This window comes from Chryseobacterium sp. S90, from assembly GCF_047444895.1.
Taxonomy (GTDB): Bacteria; Bacteroidota; Bacteroidia; order Flavobacteriales; family Weeksellaceae; genus Chryseobacterium.
This window is the reverse complement of sequence record NZ_JBLGCX010000005.1, coordinates 319,785-335,785: the sequence shown is the minus strand read 5'-3', so window position 1 is coordinate 335,785 and position 16,001 is coordinate 319,785. Positions and strand designations below refer to the sequence as shown.

The 16,001-nt window shown below is 35.6% G+C and carries 16 protein-coding genes; 1 reads left to right on the top strand and 15 read right to left on the bottom strand.

Going from position 1 to position 16,001, the window contains the following annotated elements; genetic code table 11:
- Window positions 1-6: 6 nt before the first annotated feature.
- The 11 genes from ACLMCG_RS15370 to ACLMCG_RS15320 all read right to left on the bottom strand — a co-directional run bounded on the left by ACLMCG_RS15370 (window position 7) and on the right by ACLMCG_RS15320 (window position 11,531).
- Complete coding sequence (locus ACLMCG_RS15370; RefSeq protein WP_413960005.1) at window positions 7-2,391, bottom strand: TonB-dependent receptor; 2,385 nt, start codon at window positions 2,389-2,391, stop codon at window positions 7-9.
- A gap of 252 nt (window positions 2,392-2,643) precedes the next feature.
- Complete coding sequence (locus ACLMCG_RS15365) at window positions 2,644-3,000, bottom strand: hypothetical protein (RefSeq protein WP_184557038.1); 357 nt, start codon at window positions 2,998-3,000, stop codon at window positions 2,644-2,646.
- Window positions 3,001-3,145: 145 nt separating this feature from the next.
- Window positions 3,146-5,071, bottom strand: a complete 1,926-nt coding sequence (locus ACLMCG_RS15360) for an ABC-F family ATP-binding cassette domain-containing protein (RefSeq protein WP_413960006.1) — start codon at window positions 5,069-5,071, stop codon at window positions 3,146-3,148.
- A 136-nt stretch (window positions 5,072-5,207) separates the two neighbouring features.
- Window positions 5,208-5,456 (bottom strand): hypothetical protein, encoded by a 249-nt coding sequence (locus ACLMCG_RS15355; RefSeq protein WP_223599967.1) that lies wholly within the window; start codon window positions 5,454-5,456, stop codon window positions 5,208-5,210.
- Between the two features lie 42 nt (window positions 5,457-5,498).
- Complete coding sequence (locus tag ACLMCG_RS15350) at window positions 5,499-6,236, bottom strand: hypothetical protein (RefSeq protein ID WP_223599966.1); 738 nt, start codon at window positions 6,234-6,236, stop codon at window positions 5,499-5,501.
- A 253-nt stretch (window positions 6,237-6,489) separates the two neighbouring features.
- Window positions 6,490-7,842: a T6SS phospholipase effector Tle1-like catalytic domain-containing protein gene (locus ACLMCG_RS15345; RefSeq protein ID WP_413960007.1), complete on the bottom strand. Its 1,353-nt coding sequence runs from the start codon at window positions 7,840-7,842 to the stop codon at window positions 6,490-6,492.
- Between the two features lie 150 nt (window positions 7,843-7,992).
- Complete coding sequence (locus ACLMCG_RS15340) at window positions 7,993-8,670, bottom strand: response regulator (RefSeq protein ID WP_223599964.1); 678 nt, start codon at window positions 8,668-8,670, stop codon at window positions 7,993-7,995.
- Entirely contained in the window at window positions 8,639-9,220 is a 582-nt protein-coding gene (locus tag ACLMCG_RS15335) for a sensor histidine kinase (protein WP_223599963.1), read from the bottom strand. The genes ACLMCG_RS15340 and ACLMCG_RS15335 overlap by 32 nt, the downstream gene beginning before the upstream one ends.
- A 200-nt stretch (window positions 9,221-9,420) precedes the next feature.
- Window positions 9,421-10,050, bottom strand: coding sequence for a hypothetical protein (locus tag ACLMCG_RS15330; protein WP_413960008.1), 630 nt, complete (start codon window positions 10,048-10,050; stop codon window positions 9,421-9,423).
- 17 nt (window positions 10,051-10,067) lie between these two features.
- A complete protein-coding gene (locus tag ACLMCG_RS15325; protein ID WP_223599961.1) occupies window positions 10,068-10,847 on the bottom strand; it encodes a hypothetical protein in 780 nt (259 codons plus the stop codon).
- Window positions 10,848-10,910: 63 nt separating this feature from the next.
- On the bottom strand, window positions 10,911-11,531 hold the full coding sequence (locus tag ACLMCG_RS15320) for a DUF5715 family protein (RefSeq protein ID WP_413960009.1): 621 nt from the start codon (window positions 11,529-11,531) through the stop codon (window positions 10,911-10,913).
- Between the two features lie 217 nt (window positions 11,532-11,748).
- On the opposite strand from ACLMCG_RS15320, the gene aqpZ reads away from it, so the two are divergent.
- Window positions 11,749-12,465, top strand: coding sequence for an aquaporin Z (gene aqpZ / locus ACLMCG_RS15315; RefSeq protein WP_413960195.1), 717 nt, complete (start codon window positions 11,749-11,751; stop codon window positions 12,463-12,465).
- Window positions 12,466-12,760: 295 nt separating this feature from the next.
- Here the strand turns inward: aqpZ and ACLMCG_RS15310 are convergent, their stop codons facing one another.
- The 4 genes from ACLMCG_RS15310 to ACLMCG_RS15295 form a co-directional block, all read right to left on the bottom strand.
- On the bottom strand, window positions 12,761-13,306 hold the full coding sequence (locus ACLMCG_RS15310; RefSeq protein WP_413960010.1) for a hypothetical protein: 546 nt from the start codon (window positions 13,304-13,306) through the stop codon (window positions 12,761-12,763).
- 236 nt (window positions 13,307-13,542) lie between these two features.
- The gene (locus ACLMCG_RS15305) at window positions 13,543-14,535 is read right to left on the bottom strand and encodes an acyl transferase (RefSeq protein ID WP_413960011.1); all 993 of its coding nucleotides are present in this window, start codon (window positions 14,533-14,535) and stop codon (window positions 13,543-13,545) included.
- A 193-nt stretch (window positions 14,536-14,728) separates the two neighbouring features.
- A complete protein-coding gene (locus ACLMCG_RS15300) occupies window positions 14,729-15,499 on the bottom strand; it encodes a UDP-2,3-diacylglucosamine diphosphatase (protein WP_223599959.1) in 771 nt (256 codons plus the stop codon).
- 20 nt (window positions 15,500-15,519) lie between these two features.
- On the bottom strand, window positions 15,520-15,966 hold the full coding sequence (locus ACLMCG_RS15295) for a 6-pyruvoyl trahydropterin synthase family protein (protein ID WP_142717749.1): 447 nt from the start codon (window positions 15,964-15,966) through the stop codon (window positions 15,520-15,522).
- Window positions 15,967-16,001 lie beyond the last annotated feature (35 nt).

Sequence of the window (16,001 nt, the reverse complement as noted above, 5' to 3'; positions counted from 1 at the left end):
AAATTTTTAGAATTTGTATCTAAAATTTAAAATAAAGTTTCTTCCTGCCTCATCTGCAAAGAATCTCAAACGGTTCAGATATTCTCTGTACGAAGTATTGAAAAGATTATTTACGATAAGTCCTGCAGAAAGATTTTTGCTGATGTTGATTCCGGTTTGTATATTCCAAAGTGAGTATCCATTGGGTGGCGTACTGAAATCGATTTCTTTATCTACCAATTCGCCATTCACATAGAGTTCCAATGGTGCATTTCGAATCGGAAATCTGGTCTGCTTTACAAAAGTTTGATTTTCAACAGTGAAATAGAAATTATTCCATTTCTGTTTTTTGAACTGCAATGCATTGGAAAAATTAGGTGGCATCATTAAGATCAACGGTTCATTGTGAGTATCATCCTGTCCATATACATAACTTCCTTTTCCTACATAGGTAAGATCATCCGCAAGTTTCCAGTTGATATCCAGATCTACTCCGTACATTTTCGCATCAATCTGCTGATACACCCATTCAGGGAATACTCCTCTGATAGTTCCTTTAATCCCCACCGGAATTTCATTAATGAAGTTTTTAGTGATGAAGAAATAAGGATTCACAGAAATATTCAAGCCTTTCAGAACATTAAACCTTGAATCTATATTTAAATTAAACTGATGACCCTGCTCATTTTTCAATCGCATATCTCCCGTTTCGATCACTCCTGCAGAGTGATGCAGCCCGTCTGAAAATAATTCAGCAACATTCGGAGATCGTCCCACCTTTGCATAATTAAATTTCAGATCAAAATTAGCATTAGGACGATATTCCAAACCTGCATTGAAAGAAACATTGTTGTAATTAAGCTGAGGACGTGTCAGTACTCTGTTCTGATCGGTTTTCACATAAAATTGTGGATAAGTATCTGCATATGATTTCTCCCAATCACTTTTATCATACCATTTGGTAACATCATAACGGGTAAAATCATATCTCGCTCCTGCTTCAAAATTGAATTCAGGGGAAATCTTATATTTAAAAACAGAATATGCGCCTGCAGAATATTTATCATAATTCGGGATCAGACGTCTTGCCTTGGTTGCCGGATCTGAATAATTGTTTTGAAAACCTGCATCAATTCCGGTTTCTAAAGACCATTTTTCTCTTTCTAATAAATCATTAAGATTAAACTGATGTGTCATCAGTTCCAGGTCCAGTGAAGGAGTATCACTCAGCTCACCTCTTCTGATATCATATTCCTGTCTGTGGTTATACTGATAGCTGTATGTTGCAGATAGTTTTCCTATATTTTCAAACCTTTTAAAAGCGGAAACTTTTGCAATATGATGTTCAATAACCTGTCTTGGATTATCAATATCATAACTGAACTTACCTGAATAAATAGGAGGATTAGCAGTCATTGCCCTGTCATAATCTTCAGAAGTTGAAACGTGTGAGTCTCTTAAAATCCCAATATTCTGATTGGTCAGATAATAATCAAAAGAAATTCCTCTTTCATAGGTATTATTCTGAACGGTAAAATTGAAGGAAGAAAAGTCCATCCCCGTATTTTTCAGATTATAGTTCGGAGCACTCTGGTCGCCCAGTTTTTTGATACTTCCACCAGACTTCACTGCCCATCCGTTTTTCCAGACTTTGGCAACATCCACGTCAAGGCCAAGACCTCTTCCATTGGAAATTCCGGTAAGCCCTACTGAGCCTTTGATAGTATCTTTTTTAGGGAAAACTTCCGGCTCCATTACCACGACTCCACCAATGGCATCGCTTCCATATTTCAAAGCAGAAGCCCCTTTTATTACATCAATATGCTGAAAATTATTGATATCAACATTCGGTGCATGTTCTACACCCCATTCCTGTTCAGCAAGACGTACCCCATTGTTCAGAATGCTGATACGGCTTCCATAAAGACCATGAATAACGGGTTTTGAAATATTATTTCCCGTTTTTAAAGCCGTCACCCCTGAAATTTTAGATAATAAATTCCCCAGATTGTCTGTAGAATTTTTCTCAATATCAGATTTATTGACTGTTTTGACCACCAGAGAACCATTATTTTTATGATTTCCATGAATGGTAACTGTTTCAATATCCTTGACATGGTGTTCCAGCGTAATAACCAGCTGAACATCCTGATCAACTCCTATATTTTCAGTATAATCATCGCAATCAGGATGCTGCGCAATGAGTGTATACTTCCCTGCAGGAATCTTGTCAAAAGAAAATTTACCTTTCTTATTGGTTTTAGCTGTAAAGTTTCCGATTTTAATAACAGCATTTTCCAATAAGCTTTTATCGTGAAAATCCTGAACGGTTCCTTCTACAGTATAGGTTTTTTGTGCACTTATAAATACTGATCCGCAAAAGATCAGCAGCAGGCAATATATCAATTTCATTGTAAATAGATTGATTGCGCACCCTTTTCAATAGGGTACATTTTTCGTTAAAATTTGTGGGAAGGGCTAATTTAATTGTAAAATGTACATTGTACAATATAAAAAGTATAATGTCTAATGAGAAATTAAAGGTTAGAAATCAGAAGCTGTAATTAAATATCAATTACAAACTATCAGTCGTTTTCCAACAACTTTAAACCTTAAACATTGAACTTTAAAGTATCAAACTTTAAACCCTATAGAATCTATGAATTATGAAATTGCGGGAGGTCCCCGAAGCTGAAAAGTGAATTTGGTCTGAGACCAGATTTTCTCCTGGATGGCAATGATTTGTTTTACCTCGTGGCTGTAATGCTCAAAAGTAAAACTGAATTCTTCAGGAGCTAATGTATGTCCGGTCACCAAAAAGTGGCAGGCCAGACAGTCGCCAGCTTTCTCTTTAGTAACTGCTTTCGTCACCGTGTTCTCAACTTTTTTAAGATTAAAAGCCTTAAAATAGTCTACCGAATCATGATGGTGAAAGCTTTGAGAAAGCAGCGCGAGAAAATATACCCCAAACAATAGCTTGGAGATAAAACTCTTTAGGTTTCTGCTTTCTTTAAAAATCATGGTTCAAAATTATGAAAATAATTTAATTGTTTCCTTAAACTTTTATTAAATTACTTGTAACTATTGATAATTGGTAGAAATGAAAATGATTTTGTTACAAAAAAATGCTTCATAATTTTTAGTTTATGAAGCATTTCTATTTTATTTAATCTAGCTGTGTACCAAGGTATTCCCACTCCTGCAGAGCTGTATCCAGCTCTTCCTTAGTTTTATTGTATTTTTCCAAGGTTTCATCAGATGGATTTTCTTTGGCAAAGGAAGCTTCCATCTCTTCTACTTTTGTTTCAAGCTCAGAAATTTTTTCTTCTACCTTTTTGATTTTATTCTGAATATTTTTCTGTTCTTTACTAACGATATTTGAAGATTGGCTGTTAACAGCTGGTTTTTCTTCTACTTTCTTAGGTTCTACCTTTACTTCCTGATGAAGTTTGGCTTTTTCTGCAGAAATCTCCCTGATCGTTTCCTTTTGTCTGTATTCAAGATATTCGTTGATATCTCCAAGGAATTCTTTCATTTTCCCGTCACGGAACTCATAGATCTTATCACAAAGTCCCTGAAGAAATTCCCTGTCGTGCGAGATAACAATTAAGGTACCTTCAAAGTTTTGCAGTGCAAGCTTGATAATTTCCTTAGACTGGATATCCAAGTGGTTGGTAGGTTCGTCCATGATCAACGTGTTGAAAGGACGAAGTAACAGTTTACAAAGTGCCAGACGGTTTCTCTCTCCTCCGGAAAGCACTTTGGTTTTCTTGGTAACCGCATCTCCCTGGAAAAGGAAAGATCCTAATAAGTCTCTTACTCTAGGTCTTGTCTCTTCCGTTGCAGCATCTTCCGCTTCTTCAAGAACCGTTTTATTAGGAGTTAAAACCTCTTCCTGATTCTGTGCGAAGTATCCGATATTAACATTATGTCCAAGATTCCATGTTCCTGAATAATCTTTAATATCTCCCGCCAAAATTTTAGCTAAAGTTGTTTTCCCCTGTCCGTTTTGCCCCAAAAGAGCAATTCTGTCTCCTCTCTGAACGATAAAATCTACATCATCAAAGATTTGTTTTTGTCCGTAAGCTTTTCCCAGATGTTCTGCTTCAAAGATGATCTTTCCGGGAACCATAGACTGTACGAAACGGATATTGAATTTTGAAACGTCTTCGTTATCAACTTCAATACGTTCTATTTTATCTAGTTTCTTAATAAGTGACTGCGCAAAAGATGCTTTTGTAGCACTTGCACGGAACTTATTAATGTTATCTTCCATCTGCTTGATCTCCGCATCCTGATTCTTTTTAGCCTGAATCAGTTTTTCACGGCGATCTTCTCTCATGACAAGATATTTGGAATAGTTGGCTTTATAATCATCAACTTTTCTGTTGTTGATATCGAAAGTACGGTTACACACCGCAGTCATAAACTGTTTATCGTGACTTACCAGAACAATTGCTCCCGGATAGTCTTTCAGGAAGTTCTCCAGCCAGATGATAGATTCCATATCCAGGTGGTTGGTAGGCTCATCGAGAAGCATGATATCATTCTTCTGAAGAAGTAATTTTGCCAATTCGATTCTCATTCTCCATCCTCCGGAAAATTCATCGGTAATTTTCTGGAAATCATCTGCTTTAAATCCTAAACCAAATAACACTTTTTCCATGTCACCCTCAAGATTGTAGGCATCATGGTTCATCAAAAGGTCATTCAGTTCGGTCATTTTATTAATCAGATCCGTATAGGAATCACTTTCATAGTCCGTTCTGACCGTCATTTGGTGATTCACTTCTTCAAGCTCATTTTTCCAGGCGTTGATCTGCTCAAAAGCCTGCATGGTTTCAGCCCACACCGTTCTTCCTTTTACGAAATCAAGATCCTGTTTTAAGAAACCAATGGTAACACTCCCTTCAGTCACCACTTCTCCTTCGTAGAAATTAATTTCTCCGGACAGCATTTTCAATAAAGTGGATTTTCCCGCTCCGTTTTTACCAACGAGACCTACTTTATCATCCTTTTTAATGGTGAAATTGACATTTTGAAATAAATAATTTCCTGAATGGTGTAATCCTAAACTTTGAACCGAAAGCATCTTAATTAATAATTAGTAATGAATAATGAATTTTCGGGTGCAAAAATACGGAAAAAGAAATGAATAGCCCAGAAATAAAAAAACTGCCCAAAACGGACAGCTTTTGATTTATAATACAATTGATTTATAAGAATTGTTATCCAGGGATAAGTGGTGGTGTTTTCCATCCTGCTTTTACCATTCCGATCATTTCTATTAGAATATCTGAAGCATCATTATAGCTAACCGGTGCGATTCCGTGGCGATACCCGATTTCATCCTGCAGCTCGTGCAAAGTATCAGATTGACTCACTGTTAAAGCTTTCTTACCATTTCTAATACTGATCTCGTAATTACAAATATCTAAAAGTCTTTTGGCTTTATCCAGCCATTCTGAAACGGTCATATTGTTATTTTTTTAGTTAATGTTAAAAATTTTCCGGAGGTTTTATTTGATATTGAGAAGCTCTGCCAATGAGGTTCCGCGAGGTATAGATTTCACTGGTACTTTTCCTGGCACATTTCTAATACCGTAATTTCTGTGAATCATCTCTAACTCATATTTTACATTCTGTGCACTGAACGCAAAGTTACATCCAGATCCTGTTGTACACTTAGTAACAGATCCTGGAGTAGCACCTGTCTGGGCAGCAAACAGAACTATATTTTCATTAGGTTCCATGATCACTTCTCCTTGCGGGGCACATGTAAATGCACAGAAAGGCTGGAATCTTCCTTCTACTTCCGCAGCTAATCCTATTGTAATATCTGACGTATTAACCCCTCTTTCATTTTTTACAGTGATGGCTTCTGCCGGGGCTCCTGAAGTAGCAGAAAAAGAACCATCCTGGTGGAAAGTTACCGCTGTACCTAATGGAATTTCATCCGATATGGCATGCATTTGAATGGTTGTATTGATATCTATAACTCCTTTATTGTAAACATATACTTTATATTTTGGTTCACAATAAATATCTTCACATCCAAACATTTCATAATAATAAATTGAAAACCACGTTGGTACACCTGAGGAAACCTGATTGGGTCCCGATGCACCCTTATATCCTACAAGCTTATAATTATTTGCCTGCAAATCTCTTAGAATCTCTTGCTGATCATTTGAGGTAAAATCAAAATTAATTGTGAATAATGTAGTCTCCGATTGTTGAATGAGTGTCTTTTCCATTGTTTTAATCTTTGGTGTTCTTACTCTTTTGATATCAGGCTTTTCAGAAAACGCCTTTGTTCATGTTATACTATTGAAGCTTCGTGAAATGAACAATTCAAAATAACGAGAATTAAAATCTAAAAACTACAGTATAATATACCAAATATAAAATTCAGTACTTATACTCAATGGAATTCAATCTGTTATAATTAAAAGGGAACACCTTTAATGATGTCCCCTAACCTAAATTTAAAACTGAGAAGTGTAGGCACTAATTCTTAATTCCATTTAATGTAATGACTGCCGGTGTTTTTAAAATAGAACGATCCCATACATCATTATTGGGAACACTGGTTCCGTAAAGAAAATCTGCAACAAAACTCTCTTCCGGCAGATGAAGCTCAGCGGAAAGCCGTGTCTGGCTGGTTTGGTCAACAGATGTACTGCTGGAAACATTTAATCCATTATTAATCAATTCAATATTAATTTCCCGCTGGGATCTTTTCAGAAAGCTGTTGCTGTGTAATCCGAAATTTGCTGAAATATGGGTATAATCCGCAAATTTCCAAAAATCATAGATTGGCTTTTTACCCGCAGCAAGATCTTTTACATATTCTTTTATTTTGATGTAAAACCGACTGAGAAAAGGATGTTTATTATAATCTATTCCAAAATATGCATCGTTTTCTGCACTGAAAACGGATACTTTAGCATTGGTTTCTTCCAGCATCAGTTTCCCATATACTTTTGAAAGGTCATTGTATACTTTATCCCGGCACACATATGCCTGTGAAAGACCATTAGCGGTCTCCACTTCATATCCGGAAAGCAGAGCATTCCAGATTTTAACACCTTCAACATTGGTTTTTTCATTCCTGATATCTGAAACATAATGATGCAGATCATCACTATTAATGAAGTCTGTAGAAATATAAACAGACTGCGGCCCTTCAAGATATCCTCCTCCGATATCCGCATGATCACCCGGTACAAAGATCTCTTTCCAAACGGCAGATGCATTTTCCGATTTCTGATCTTCCATTATTTTTGAGTTCTCAAAAAATCCGGTAAGCGGAAAGAAAAAACGACTCTCATTCACTGCGCAGACATGTAATGCATTCTCTACCTGAGCAGGGATATTCAAATTATAAGTATTAAAAGGTTTGGATTCTACTGTATCAAAAGCTCCTAAAAATTTTATTCTGCAATTTCCCAGAGAATAATGCGTTAAAAGCTGATTGCAGAAAGTCCTTGCAAGCATTCCTCCTCTCCCGAATCCGTATATATAAAAATGGTATTCTTTTGTCTGATCATGGATCATCTGCTGCACAAAATCTCCTGCTTTCTGAAGTTTATCATCAGAAGAATATCCGTTGTCATAGGGTGGATTTGCACATGTTGCCATAGCAAAATTATTATCTTCACTGCCCGTTACGGTTCCAATTCCTTCGATATATATTTTTTCATCTCCAATAAATAAACTGTATAATTTATATATATTGGTGAATGTACCATAATAACTTTCATTGTTGCTCAGCGGCTTATCCGGTGAAAGAATATTTACTCCATTATTTCCTGTACCGTCAAAGAAAATCCCGACGGAAATCACTCTACTGCCATTCATGTTTTTACTTTAATTTTTTATTACCGATCCTGTTTGTGTTTTTTTCAAATAAAATCCCTAAAAGAGACATTTCAAAATAACAGAAGAAAAACAAGGTTAGGTAGAGTGAAAAGTACCAAATAAAAAATTCCGTATTTCTACGGAATCAGATTACATTTTTTCAAGGGAATAAATATTGTTAATAATAGCATAAATTACTATTCCCACGGTATTTTTTGCTCCTATCTTCTCCAAAATTCGCTGCCTGTGGCTTTCTACGGTTCTGGGGCTGATAAAGAGTTTTTCCCCTATTTCGTTATTGGTAAATTCCTGACAGATCAGTTTTACCACGTCTTTCTCTCTTTCAGAAAGCTCATCTTCCATTTCAAAAAGAGAATTTTTCTTTGCAGAACCATTCATGTAGGTAAACAACATCTGATGGTCTTCTGCCGTGAAGAAAACTCCATTTTTATCTACCATTGTAATGGCATCAATAAATGTTTTTTTATTGGAGTTTTTAGGAAGAAATGCTGATACTCCCAACTTGACCATATATCCGAGAATAGAGGTTTTATAATGGGATGAAAGGATAATAATTTTGAGATCAGGATATTTTTCTTTCAGGATTTCTACCAGTTCAAAACCGTTCATCGGTTTCATCTGAACATCTACAAGGGCAATATCAGGAAATTCATTTTTTGAAAGTTTTCCGAGGTCATCTATAAAATCGGGGCCGTTATCTGCGGTAAGGCATACCGATATATTTTTTTCATTGGACAGCAACATTTTTACCCCTTCGAGGATCAGCTGTTCATCATCAATCAGTGCTAGTTTGATTTGGGAACTCATGATATTTTGGAATTTTTATGATTAAACGACTTCCTTTATTCGAAAAAGTTTTTTTCCATTTGTGTGTTGCGTTCATAGATTTGATACGGGATTCTATGTTTTTTATTCCCATTCCTTTTTTTACTTCTTCATATTCAAAACCCTGTCCGTTATCAGAAATAATAACAGCCGTATTTTCAGGATAATCTTTAATATAGATCCAGAGATCTTCTGCCTCAGAATGCTTGATTACATTGGTAGTAAATTCCTGAATAATCCGGTACAGCTGCACTTCTGCGAAAAGATCTTTCTTTTCATATCCCGGCATCACCTGCAGGGAAATATTAATTTTATGGGAAAGGTTGGCTATTAATTCTTCAACGTATAACACCAATCCTACCGATTCAAGATTTACAGGGTACAATGAATGGGAAATACTTCTGGCAGCATCAATCAGGGAAGACATCTGGCCGTAGATATTTTTTTTAATCAGCTCATCACCCTGGGTATCAAGATTATTCAACCATAAAGAAAGAATATTGAGGCGGTTTCCGATATCATCATGAATCATCACTGCAATTCTTTTTCTTTCTTCTTCCTGAGCTTTGATATTTTCCAGTACTAATTTCTTCTGATGAAGAACTTCAGCTTCGTGCTGTACGTTTTTCTCTTTGATAATTCTGGTTATAAAAGCTCTGTAGGCTAGCAGAATAAAAGATACTATAACTGTTATGGTAACAATTATAAGGATCAGCAGATTGATATTTAAAGTTACTTCTTTAATCTGATAAAAGTATATAAAAATGAACAGTACAAAATACTCGAAAGAATATTATTGGCACTGAGAATAATATAATAATCGTTTTCTGACAGTTCTGCAATCTGGTGCTGGATGATAAAAATAAATACAGAAACAGAATAGTAGAAAAAAATACTGGCATCAACCAGAATAAAACGATTCTGATTCTGTACAGATGTGTTTTTAATCTCACGGATCAATGTAAACCCGGAAAGACAAATGATTACAATATTGGAAACCACTTTTGCAATATCTGCATTGGACGGATAATCAAACCCATATTTTGAAATCATAAAACCTCCCGCCAGCACGCCTGTAAGCCCCAGAGCATATTTTGGCCAATCTAGTTTTCTGATAAATAAACCTGTCAGCAAAAAAAACTCGCCTGCAATATAAAAGGGATAAAGAAATGATGTATCATTGAGTCTGAAGATATAGGGCAGCGCCAGATTCAGCAGTTCAATAAAAAAAAGAAAAGCAATACAATAAAAATACTGCTTTTCTTTTTGGTTTAATATGCGGTATTTTGCTGCTCCCAGCAGTATAACAGATAGAAGCAGTGCATAATTCAGGAATAAAATTGCTTTATAAAGTCCAGCCATTCCTCAGTTTATCGTTTTTAAAATCCACTTCCTACATCTACATCCGGAATACGGCAGATAGGAGGACATGGTTTTGCCCAGTCATAAGTATTGGAAATAGTCTCTGCTCCCAGTTCCGAATTTCTAAGATTTGCTCTGGAAGAAATAAAAATAAGAGTTACCAGCATTTTTCCATAGATATCATTGTATCTAAGGCCAAAAGAACAGGTAATACCTAGTAAACCATCATCCTCAAGGCAAAGGTCTGCGGTAGGAACATAGAATTTTCTGAAAATCCCAATGCCTTCATTTTCTCTGCATTCTTTATAAAACCACTCCATACCTTCGGTTCTCCAACGTTCAATAGCTGATACAGCTATATCCTGCTCAAGAATTGGTGCATTGGAAACCGGGAATCCCATATTAGCATTCTTCTCTGTACTCTCAAGATTTTTAGAAAGAACGGCGTTTCTAATAACAGTATATTCCTGAACTTCCTGTAGTCTCAAGTCTTTATCAAGCTCTGTAAGGAAACTGTACGGATATTCTTTAACGTCTATTTTTACCCCTTCATTATTCATAGGATAAAAAATAAGGATCATACGATCTCTATAAACTCCTACTGCTGCACAAAAGTCTTTATAATCCTTAAAGCCCTTCATCCACTCAAGGTGCTCACTGGAAATATTAAAAACATAGTTGGTAGGAATCAGCTTTTGAATTTTGGAAAAGTCAGAGAAATACGCTTTCCATTCGTTTGATGCAGCTCTGCATTCTTCTACAGGCAGCATGTAGTCTACAATGTTTAATGTTGACATAAGCATAGTTTTTAGTCCTATAAAAATATATAAACTAAACATGCTATGCAAGTAAGATTTTAATTAATAATTTTTCACAGTAATATGATAACAGCTCTGTTGTCTTTCTTTAATGTAATATATTCTACCGGCATTCTGATAGTACTTTAAAACTTTCTCCAGTGCTATTTCCATTTTCGGATTGTACTTCAGAACGTTGTTGAATCTTACATAAGAAATGTCAAAAGAGTTGCCATAATTGTGAGAACTGATCCCTAGCGAGGCGTTAGAATTCACTCTTCTCAGCCTGCACTGGTCTTCAAGAGTACGGGTAATGGATGAAACGGTAAAAGTACCTCCTTTTGTATCTTTACTGAACTTGGAAGCTATTTTCTCAAGGGTGGTTTTAGCCTTGGATACCATATAAGCCCTGCTGTAATCCAGTCTCTGAACCTGATATCCTTTCCCTGATTTTTTTATTTTGTGGAATTTACCTTTGTTAATATACTTCTGTACTGTTTTGGAATCTTTCAGAAGCTGTATTCCAAAACTCTTTGAAGCATCAAGATGAGGTTTGTAAAGCGGTGTAGGTTCAACCTTCAATACAGTAGTAAGATCATAGCAGGGAAAAGCTTTTTTTGCTGCCTGCGAATAATGTAAACTATAAATAAAGGGTACAAAGACCACACAGAAAAACTTTCTCATTCACCTCCTTTTAAATTACAAATGAAAGATAAAACATTTATGTTATATCTTTCAAAACCTACTATAATACTCTATAAATAAATCCCAAACAAACTTTACACCAAATTACCGATTTTGTAATTTTTGTTCACTCTTTTTTGAATTTTTTTTTCAGTTTTAACTTTTTACTTTAAGATTTAAATTTTACATTTGAGATACATAAATAATAAACAACATGATAAAAAAACTTTTCGCTGAATTTTTCGGCACATTTTGGCTTGTTTTCGGAGGGTGTGGAAGCGCTGTTTTCGCAGCCGGCGTTCCCGACATTGGCATCGGACTTTTAGGAGTTGCTTTAGCCTTTGGTCTTACTGTTCTTACAATGGCTTATGCTGTAGGCCACATTTCAGGAGGACACTTTAATCCGGCAGTTTCTTTTGGACTTTTAGCAGGAGGGAGATTTCCTGCCAAAGATCTTATCCCTTACATCGTAGCCCAGTGTCTGGGAGCTATTGTAGCAGCAGGATGTCTGTATACAATTCTAAACGGTGCGGGAGCGGTAGAATTCTCAAAGCCCGGAGATTTTGCCACGAATTTTTACGGAGAGGCCGTTTATAACGGAAAAGCTTTCAGCATGGGAGCCGCGTTCCTGGCTGAGTTTTTATTAACTGCCTTTTTCCTTATTGTGATCATGGGAGCTACAGATAAATGGGCCAACGGTAAATTTGCCGGGCTTGCTATCGGTCTTGCGCTTACTTTGATTCACCTGATTTCTATTCCTATTACGAATACTTCTGTAAACCCTGCAAGATCACTTTCACAGGCTGTCTTCATGGGAGGAATTGCCATGTCACAGCTTTGGCTGTTCTGGGTAGCACCTATTTTGGGAGGAGTTGTAGGTGGATTGATCTACAAGTTCTTACTTCAGAGAGACTCTGCAGAAATTGCAGATTAATTTTTTTAAATAAAATTCAATGATAAAATCCTGTCAGGCGGCAGGATTTTTTTATTTTTCTGATTTGAAGAAATTATTCTAAATTTTTTAAAACGCAAAGTTTTTATATGAAAATGTTTTTATTTAAAGGGAGCAAAGTGATAACAACTGCGTCGTTGATTGAGCGATATGATAGCCTTAGCTTAATCAGAATCAATTTCATTGATTTCTTCTTTGCTTCCTTAAAATATTAAAAAGAGTAAACTAAACTTTGCGTTTAAATCATACTGATAAGCTTACCAGAAATCTTTTAGCATTATTTCAGTTTTTTGATATCAAAAGGGTTCTTGAAAATAAGTTCTTCGTGCTTTCCTTTAATTTCCATTTTGCGCTGGAGAAGATTTAAAGCCATTTTTCTGATAAAAAAGTCTTTATCATTCAGTTTCCAATAGGAATCTTCATGAAGTTTTTTGGGCGGCCGGATCAGATAAAATTCGGTTTCCCAGGTATCTGCATTATGGTAAAATTCAATGATGCCACAATGTTCGGGGATAAGAGTAGCATCTATCATACCCATCGGGAGTAAAAAACTAAAAGAATTACAGATATAATCGCCACAGGAAATCTTATCATGTTTCAGAAATTTTTCGCCGGTATCTTTATTGAGATATGATTTTTTGAAATCATTTTTAAAATCACTTTTCGAAAACTTAATCTCAATTTCATGACTTTCCCCTTCTGAATTAATGATCAGAATATCAGCTTCCCAATCGGCCTGGAAATAATTGGTCAGTACGATTTCTTTTTCAAAATCGCAATGGGAATGGATGTAGGCGTGTATGAGTTCTTCTATTTTGATCATTGGTTATAACTGTAAAATGTACAATGTAAAAAGTATTAATGATAATGCGCTCTCCTAATAGTCAATATTATAAACGCAATGTTCACAAAGTATCTATTTACTGCTGTTAAATGTTCACAAAGGCGTTTCACTCAGCAAAAGTTACGGGCTATCTTTTCTTTAATTTATTACGATTAGAAAAAATTGACAAGCGAAGCAAATTGACTGTTCACAATTACTTTCTGAAGTTCATTTTTCTAGCTTACCAGCAGACTGCAACCTCTGATATCAGAGTGGTCTATTCTTCCCAATACCTGAAATTTATTGCCTACAATTTTCCCTAAATCCTGTGTCGCTATAAACGAGCAGGAATGGGTATTGGCAAGATCAATGATATTAATAGCTCCGGTTCTTCCTTCTTTTTCATAAGCCAGAGGATCTTCTGCATTCCGAACCATGATTTTCATCCAGTTGGGACATTCATATTCATTATTTCCAAGGGAATAAGCCTGCGAAAGAAGCTCTGTCATGGAATATTCTGAATATATTTTGTTTGTTTTAAGACCTTCCTGTAAGATTTTCAACAATTCATCTTTGGTCATTTCTTCTTTTCGTCCTTTCATTCCTCCGGTTTCAATCACTATTAAATTTTCAGGAAAATTCATGGATTCTTCGCTTTGCTTAGCATGACAGTAATCAAGAAAATCAAGAAGAGCAAAGGAAACTCCGAAAAGAATTACTTTTTTGCCCTGCAGGTTGTTCAATAGCTCAAAAAGTTCAGAATGGTTATAAAGAAAATACCCGTTTTCCGGTTTGGCAGATTTTTTCATCAGATAATCTACCATATAGATCAACGATGAATTCTGTTTTTCCAGATAACTTGGAAGCAGCCCTAAAAAGATAAAATCCTCCGGCTTCCCAATAAACTGTTCAAAACTTTTATAAATACTTTCTTCATAAAGTTCAGGATCTGCAATGAAATGCTTTGACAGATTCATCTGCGTTGTTCCTGAGCTTTGAAAAAACAGATCAGTTGTCATATTTTTATCCAGAATCTTATGATTTTTAAACATTTCGATCGGCAAAAACGGAATCTTCACCAAGCCATCCACCTCATCAGGATTAACATTCAGAAAGTCGACGAATTTCCTGTATATTTCAACATTTTCATATTGATAACGGAACGTTTTCAATGATGCATTCAGGAAATCCTGTTCAGTCTGTATATTGAATATATTTTTTAATTCCATAACCTTTGAGCATCTTATTACCTCAGGATAAAGTAATTATAAAGATAAAATATTGATATTTAATAATTTTTTAATCTACAAAACCTATTTTGGTAAGCTTCTTGCACATACTTAAATGGAATATGGATTAAAAACAAGAGTGGGTTTCGGCCCGTTCGAAAGTTACCTCTTTTTAGGGGTAATTTTTTTTGCTTTATTTTTCAAAAGTCTTCAATTCAAAATCTTTTTCAAAAACCCCATAGGTAAAATAGGAAATCCAGTCTCCGAGGTTGATATATTTTGAATTCTGTCCCAAATCAAGCACCATTGGCAGGTGTCTGTGTCCATAGATGAAATAGTCTATCTTCTCAGATTTCAGCTTTTCTTTGGAATAAATGATCAGAAACTCTTTATCTTCTCCCAGGAATGCTTTGTCTTCTTCTCCGGAAATCATTTTATTTTTTTGGGAAAGGTATAATGCAACTTTCATTGCAATATCGGGATGCAGCCATTTGAAGAACCATTGTGCTACCGGATTTGTGAATAATTTTTTCATTCTTTTATATCCTTTATCACCAGGCCCCAGTCCGTCTCCATGGGCAAGCAAAAACTGCTTTCCTCCCATTTCAAAATATTGTTTCTGATAAAACACAGTACAGCCAATTTCCTCTTCCAGATAATCTTTCATCCACAAATCATGGTTTCCGACAAAGAAATAGATATGAATTCCTCTGTCTTTAAGTTCTGCAATTTTTCCGAGCACTCTGATATATCCTTTGGGAACTACGTGTTTCCATTCATGCCAGAAGTCAAAAAGATCACCCATTAAAAACAAAACCTGAGCATCTTCTTTGATCTCATTCATCCAGCGTATAAATTTTTCTTCACGCACTTTACTCTCACTTGGAGTGGGAGCTCCAAAATGCTGATCTGAAGCGAAATATACTTTTTTTCCAGGTTCTAAATTAATTGTTGTTTTTAACACCTTCTGAGTTTTGGGGTAAATTATTGATTATCTTCTGCAAACCATTCTCCATAAGAGTTTTCTGTCTCATGAAGTTTAAGATAGGCTAAAGAAATTCCATCAGGAAGTTTTGATTTGATTTTAGCAGCAATAGCATACAACATGTTTTCACAGGTGGGCTGGAAACTGCAATAGATTACTTTATGCCCTTTCTGTTCCAGATCATCCCCCAATTCTTTGTGTGGAGACAGAGCATTTACAAGAACCGCATGGTCCCATACATCTACAATTTCGGAATTAACGATACTTTTGATATCTCCGAAATCTACCACCATTCCATTTTTAGGATTTTCAATATCATTGATCGGTTTTCCTTTCACTGTTACAAACAGCTTATAGGAATGTCCATGCATATTTTTACACTTCCCATCGTAGTTGTAAAGCACGTGAGCTGTTTCAAATGTAAAAATTTTTGTAATACGTATCATACTGCAAAGATATGATAAAACCGCTTAACACAGAA

Bases quoted from the DNA above. Each gene is read 5' to 3' on its own strand.
- ACLMCG_RS15370 (WP_413960005.1), bottom strand. From the start codon at position 2,391: ATGAAATTGATATATTGCCTGCTGCTGATCTTTTGCGGATCAGTATTT.
- ACLMCG_RS15365 (WP_184557038.1), bottom strand. From the start codon at position 3,000: ATGATTTTTAAAGAAAGCAGAAACCTAAAGAGTTTTATCTCCAAGCTA.
- ACLMCG_RS15360 (WP_413960006.1), bottom strand. From the start codon at position 5,071: ATGCTTTCGGTTCAAAGTTTAGGATTACACCATTCAGGAAATTATTTA.
- ACLMCG_RS15355 (WP_223599967.1), bottom strand. From the start codon at position 5,456: ATGACCGTTTCAGAATGGCTGGATAAAGCCAAAAGACTTTTAGATATT.
- ACLMCG_RS15350 (WP_223599966.1), bottom strand. From the start codon at position 6,236: ATGGAAAAGACACTCATTCAACAATCGGAGACTACATTATTCACAATT.
- ACLMCG_RS15345 (WP_413960007.1), bottom strand. From the start codon at position 7,842: ATGAATGGCAGTAGAGTGATTTCCGTCGGGATTTTCTTTGACGGTACA.
- ACLMCG_RS15340 (WP_223599964.1), bottom strand. From the start codon at position 8,670: ATGAGTTCCCAAATCAAACTAGCACTGATTGATGATGAACAGCTGATC.
- ACLMCG_RS15335 (WP_223599963.1), bottom strand. From the start codon at position 9,220: ATGATTCATGATGATATCGGAAACCGCCTCAATATTCTTTCTTTATGG.
- ACLMCG_RS15330 (WP_413960008.1), bottom strand. From the start codon at position 10,050: ATGGCTGGACTTTATAAAGCAATTTTATTCCTGAATTATGCACTGCTT.
- ACLMCG_RS15325 (WP_223599961.1), bottom strand. From the start codon at position 10,847: ATGTCAACATTAAACATTGTAGACTACATGCTGCCTGTAGAAGAATGC.
- ACLMCG_RS15320 (WP_413960009.1), bottom strand. From the start codon at position 11,531: ATGAGAAAGTTTTTCTGTGTGGTCTTTGTACCCTTTATTTATAGTTTA.
- ACLMCG_RS15310 (WP_413960010.1), bottom strand. From the start codon at position 13,306: ATGATCAAAATAGAAGAACTCATACACGCCTACATCCATTCCCATTGC.
- ACLMCG_RS15305 (WP_413960011.1), bottom strand. From the start codon at position 14,535: ATGGAATTAAAAAATATATTCAATATACAGACTGAACAGGATTTCCTG.
- ACLMCG_RS15295 (WP_142717749.1), bottom strand. From the start codon at position 15,966: ATGATACGTATTACAAAAATTTTTACATTTGAAACAGCTCACGTGCTT.